Below are 5,027 nucleotides of genomic sequence, written 5' to 3'. Positions count from 1 at the left end.
CCGGACGAGATGTCCGGGGGGCCGCAGTCCGTCGTCGGGGAGAAGACTCAGCCGCGCAGGAACCCGATGAGCTCCGGGGCGAGCTTCTTGGGCGCCATGGCCACGGCCCCGTGGTTGAGCCCGTTCAGCGTGCGGTGACTCGCGTCGGGGAGCACCCCGGCAAGCTCCTTCGCGGCGCGCTGGAAGCCGTCAGGACTCTTCGAACCGGTCAGCACCAGGGTCGGAGCGGACGTCGCCGACCACGGCTCGGGGGAGAGCGGCTTGCCCTGCTGGGTGTCGCCCATCACCGCGATGTCGTAGGGGAGCGTGTGGGCCATGCCCTTGAGGCTGGACCAGACGCCGGGCATCAGCCGCATGGAGCCGACCATGAACGAGGGCATGCCCTGCGCCTTGACCATGAACGTCTTGACCGCCTCGCTGCGGCGGTCCTGCGCGATGAGTGCGTCGATCTGCTCGGCGAAACCGGCCGGCGGGCCGAAGCCGTCGCTGGTGACGGAGAACGGCGGCTCATAGAGCGCGAGCTTGTCCACCTTCAGGCCGGCGGCGGCGGCGCGCAGGGCGAGCACCGCCCCGGACGAGCTGCCGAACACGGACGCCGAACCGCCGGCGTACTCGATCAGCGCCGCGATGTCCTCGATCTCGCGCTCCACCGCGTACGCGGCGCTGTCGGCGCTGGCGCCGCGGCCCCTGCGGTCGTAGTTGATGACCGTGAAGTGCTCGGCGAGAAGACCCGCGAGCCTCTTGGTGTCGGAGCGGTCGGCCAGAGCGGAGGCGACCAGAATCACCGCCGGCCCGTCGCCCGACTTCTCAAAGGCGATTCTGGTGCCGTCGGCCGAAACCGTCGTCGATTCCACCTTGGCTGCTTTCTCGCGGGTTGAAGACATACTTTCCCTCAGATTCACGTTGTGGGCCGTGCTGCCGAAATGGAGACCGGCGTTCGGCGGAAAAGTAATCGGTCCTGCCGAAATCGGGGGTCCGGACTGGGCACGCCGGCCGCTGCTCGACGGCGTGCCCGGACCTTCCGGACATTGTCACGGCTTCCGGCCTGGCCTGCATCTTCAGGAATGCGCAGTGCCTCTGGTGGCGCGCGGGCCGCGCGGGGTCGGTCAGCCGTTCCCGCGGGGGCTGTTCTGGTAGGCGGCAAGGCGCCACTGCCCGTCCTGCTCGACGGCCAGCCAGGAAGCCCGCACGGCGCCGTCGCCACTCGCCTCGGTCTCACCGGGGGCCAGGATGCCGCCCTCGGTGATCAGCAGGGCGACCCCGTCGCCGAGCAGGCGCGCGTCGATGGGGCTGCCGATGACGCGCGTGCCCTTGTAGGGGCCCGCGAACGCGGCCCCCATGTGCGTGCGGATGTTCTCACGTCCCTTGCGGTAGAGGCCCGGAAGGATCATCGTGCCGTCCTCGGCGAACACCTCGGCGAAGGCGTCGGCGTCATGGGCCGCCCACGCGGCCACGATGCGCGCCGGCAGGGCGGCGACTGCGGCCAGGGCCGCGGGCGGAGCGGAGGCGGTCGAGTTGCTGCTGGTCATATCTCGGTTCCCGTCCGTTGGATGGCGAATTCGGCACGGCCGGCAGCCCTGCCTGGGCCTGACGCTGGCAGTAGGCCCCGGGCCCGGGCATCTCCTGCGTTGCGCCCCCCTCAGTCACTTCATGGCCAGAACAAGTCGCGCATTCTGGAAGAAGCTGCGGCCCCGGACCCGATGCGACGATCTGCGTGTCAAGGACTTCGCACACGTTTACGCACGGAGGCTCCATGCCAGCTGTCAATCGTTCGGTGCGGCTGGAACCGTCCCACCGGCGCTCCGTCGTGGCGACCGTGGTGGGAAACTTCGTGGAGTCGTTCGACTGGCTGGCCTACGGGCTCTTCGCGCCCCTCTTCGCGGCCCAGTTCTTCCCGTCGTCCAATCCGTTCACTTCCCTGCTCGGTGCGTTCGCGGTCTTCGGTACCGGCATGCTGTTCCGGCCGATCGGCGGGATCCTGCTCGGCCGCCTCGCCGACCGGCGCGGCCGACGGCCCGCCCTGATGCTGGCGATTGGACTGATGACCGGCGGCTCGACGCTGATCGCGATCGTCCCGACCTACGAGCACATCGGGATCCTCGCGCCGCTGGTGCTGCTGCTGGCCCGGCTCGCCCAGGGCATTTCCTCGGGCGGGGAGTGGACGGCGGCCGCCACCTACCTGATGGAGATCGCGCCGAAGAACCGCCGGTGCCTCTACAGCAGCCTGTTCTCCGTGACGACCATGGCGGGCCCCTTCGTCGCCTCACTGCTCGGCGCGGGGCTCGGAGCGTGGCTCGGCACCGCGACGATGGAGTCCTGGGGCTGGCGGGTGCCCTTCCTCCTTGGCGGCGTCTTCGGCGTGGTCCTGCTCGTGCTGCGCCGTCGTCTTACCGAGACCGAGGTCTTCCAGCGCGAGGTGCGCCCCCGCGCCCGGCGCGGGTCGCTGCGCCGGCTGATCGGCGCCCACCGGCGTCAGGTGCTGCTGGCCGTGATGTTCGTGGCCGGCCTGGGCGTGATCGGCGGGACGTGGTCGACCGCGGTTCCGGCGATGGGCCACCGGCTGATCGGCTCGCAGACGATGTTCTGGGTGGTGGTCTGCGTGACCGGCTCGGTCATCGTGCTCCAGGTCCCGCTGGGGCTGCTCGCCGACCGGGTGGACCCGGGGAGGTTCCTCATCGTGTCCAGCGTCGTCTTCGCCGCCGTGGGCTCGTACGCCTATCTCACCGTCCAGGACTCGTTCGCGAGCCTGGCGTTCACCTACAGCACCGGAGTGATCTTCCTCGGCTGCGTCACGATGGTGCTGCCCAAGATGCTCTCCAGAATCTTTCCGCCCCAGATACGCGGCCTGGGCATCGGCCTGCCGCACGCCTCGACCACCGCGCTCCTCGGCGGGGCGGGCCCGCTGCTGGCCGCCTACTCCGACGAGCGGGGCGCCTCCGGCTGGTTCATCGCCGCCGTGATGGGAGCGGTCCTGCTCGCCTGGCCGGCCACTCTGTGGGAGCGCCGCTTGTACCGCCGCAATCTGTCGGCCCCGGGCAGCGGCCCGGTGTCCGAACCCGCCGTCGCCCGCACCGTCGGGTGACCAGCCGCGCGACTCCGTCACTCCGTCCGGCAACGAGCGCCGGCGACGTTCCCGATGAGAGGTTGACACCATGACGACGTCCGACACCATCGAGCAGCCCCAGGACGGTGCGGCGCCGCCGCTATCGTTCCACCAGGAGTTCCTGTGCATGTTCGACAGCGGGAACGAGGGTGTGGACGTGGGCCCGTTCGGTCCGATGTACCACATCGTCGGGGCCTGGCGGCTCACCGGTGAGGTCGACGAGGAGACCTTGCGTGAGGCGCTGCACGACGTCGTCGTGCGCCACGAGGCACTGCGCACCTCCCTGGTCCGCGAGGGCGGAACGCACCGGCCGGTGGTCCTGCCCGCGGGGCCCGCGCAGCTGGAGGTGCGCGACCTCGGTGCAGTCGAGGAGTCCGAGCGGGCGCGGCGCGGTGAGGAGCTGCTCAACGAGGTCGAGTCCACCGGGCTGAACGTGCGGGAACTGCCGCTGCTGCGGGCCGTACTGGGCCGCTTCGACCAGAAGGACTCGGTGCTGGCGCTCATCGCCCACCACACGGCGGCGGACGCCTGGGCCATGCACGTCATCGCGCGCGACCTCCTCACCCTGTACGCCGCCCGGCGGGGTAACCCGGTTCCCGAACTGCCCGAGGCGACGCAGCACGCGGAGTTCGCGCGTTGGGAGCGCACGGCGGCCGAGGCGCCGCGGGCCGCGGTGTCGAAGGACTTCTGGCGTACCCGCCTGGAGGGGGCGCGGATCACCGGTCTCCGGACGGACATGCCGCGCTCGGCGGGTCTGCCCAAGGGCACCGCGTGGCAGCGGTTCGCTGTGCGCGGGGAGCTGGCCGATGCGGTCCTGGAGTTCTCGCGGGCGGCCAAGTGCTCGCCGTTCATGACGATGTTCGCCGCCTACCAGGTGCTGCTGCACCGCAGGACGGGCGAGCTGGACATCACCGTTCCGACCTTCTCCGGAGGCCGGAACAACTCGCGGTTCGAGGACACCGTGGGCTCCTTCATCAACTTCCTGCCGCTGCGTACCGACCTCGCCGGCTGTGCGTCCTTCCGCGACGTGGTGCTGCGCACCCGTACCACCTGCGGCCAGGCGTTCACCCACGAGCTGCCGTTCGCGCAGCTGATACCGCAGGTCCCCGAGCTGATGGCGACGGCGGCCTCCGACGATCACCAGATCTCGGTCTTCCAGGCCGTGCACGCGCCGGCGTCCAACGGGAGCGAGCATGCCGGGGACCTGACGTACTCGAAGATCTGGGAGCGGCAGCTGTCGCAGTCGGAGGGTTCGGACATTCCCGACGGGGTGCTGTGGTCGATCCACGTCGACCCCTCGGGTTCCATGGCGGGAAGTCTCGGATACAACACCAACCGCTTCAAGGAGGAGACGATGGCGGCCTTCCTGGCTGACTTTCTCGACCTGCTGGAGAAGTCGGTCGCGCAGCCGGATGCCCCCCTCAACCCCTGACGTCCGCCCGACAGCGGCAATCTTCCCGAGGAAGGGAAAGCCAGTGGCAACCATTCCTGACACAGCGGCCGGATCCTCTCTGGAGGAACAGGTCACCCGGATCTGGACGGGCGTTCTCGGCGCTCCGGCCAGGGACGGCGCTCCCGGTGCGGAGGGCGCGACGTTCATCGAGCTCGGCGGCCAGTCGGTCTCCGCCGTGCGCATCGCCACACGTATCCAGGAGGAGCTGGACATCTGGATCGATGTCGGCATCCTCTTCGACGACCCTGATCTGCCGACCTTCATCGCGGCGGTCGTCCGGACGGCCGAAGCTGCGGGCACGGACGGTTCCCGGGCGGGGTGAGACTGTGCCGGGCGCCGCCTCCCCGCGCGCGCCCGGCACGACACGGCTGAGGCGGTTCACCCACATCGGGGGGACCCCCCCACGCCGTCGAATTTAAAAAAAAAACCCCCCCCCACACAAGACCAAAAAACGGAATACGAGAAGGGGGT

5 protein-coding genes are annotated in these 5,027 nt (G+C 69.9%); 3 read left to right on the top strand and 2 right to left on the bottom strand.

All coding sequences use genetic code 11. The features are described from left to right. Window positions 1–47: 47 nt before the first annotated feature. Together ACFWSK_RS37355 and ACFWSK_RS37350 are read right to left on the bottom strand one after the other, a co-directional pair. A complete protein-coding gene (locus ACFWSK_RS37355; RefSeq protein ID WP_383796535.1) occupies window positions 48–884 on the bottom strand; it encodes an alpha/beta fold hydrolase in 837 nt (278 codons plus the stop codon). 222 nt (window positions 885–1,106) lie between these two features. Beyond that, window positions 1,107–1,529, bottom strand: coding sequence for an SgcJ/EcaC family oxidoreductase (locus ACFWSK_RS37350; RefSeq protein ID WP_383796533.1), 423 nt, complete (start codon window positions 1,527–1,529; stop codon window positions 1,107–1,109). A 224-nt stretch (window positions 1,530–1,753) separates the two neighbouring features. On the opposite strand from ACFWSK_RS37350, the gene ACFWSK_RS37345 reads away from it, so the two are divergent. From ACFWSK_RS37345 to ACFWSK_RS37335, 3 genes are all read left to right on the top strand, one after another. Then, complete coding sequence (locus ACFWSK_RS37345; RefSeq protein ID WP_383796530.1) at window positions 1,754–3,082, top strand: MFS transporter; 1,329 nt, start codon at window positions 1,754–1,756, stop codon at window positions 3,080–3,082. Between the two features lie 70 nt (window positions 3,083–3,152). Further along, entirely contained in the window at window positions 3,153–4,535 is a 1,383-nt protein-coding gene (locus tag ACFWSK_RS37340; protein ID WP_383796528.1) for a condensation domain-containing protein, read from the top strand. 43 nt (window positions 4,536–4,578) lie between these two features. Further along, window positions 4,579–4,878, top strand: coding sequence for a phosphopantetheine-binding protein (locus ACFWSK_RS37335; protein WP_383796525.1), 300 nt, complete (start codon window positions 4,579–4,581; stop codon window positions 4,876–4,878). Window positions 4,879–5,027: the final 149 nt, after the last annotated feature.

The sequence above is a fragment of the Streptomyces sp. NPDC058620 genome, from assembly GCF_042717135.1.
GTDB lineage: Bacteria > Actinomycetota > Actinomycetes > Streptomycetales > Streptomycetaceae > Streptomyces.
This window is presented reverse-complemented; position numbering and strand designations above follow the sequence as displayed.

Coding starts and splice junctions, on each gene's coding strand:
- ACFWSK_RS37355 (WP_383796535.1), bottom strand. CDS start 884: ATGTCTTCAACCCGCGAGAAAGCAGCCAAGGTGGAATCGACGACGGTT.
- ACFWSK_RS37350 (WP_383796533.1), bottom strand. CDS start 1,529: ATGACCAGCAGCAACTCGACCGCCTCCGCTCCGCCCGCGGCCCTGGCC.
- ACFWSK_RS37345 (WP_383796530.1), top strand. CDS start 1,754: ATGCCAGCTGTCAATCGTTCGGTGCGGCTGGAACCGTCCCACCGGCGC.
- ACFWSK_RS37340 (WP_383796528.1), top strand. CDS start 3,153: ATGACGACGTCCGACACCATCGAGCAGCCCCAGGACGGTGCGGCGCCG.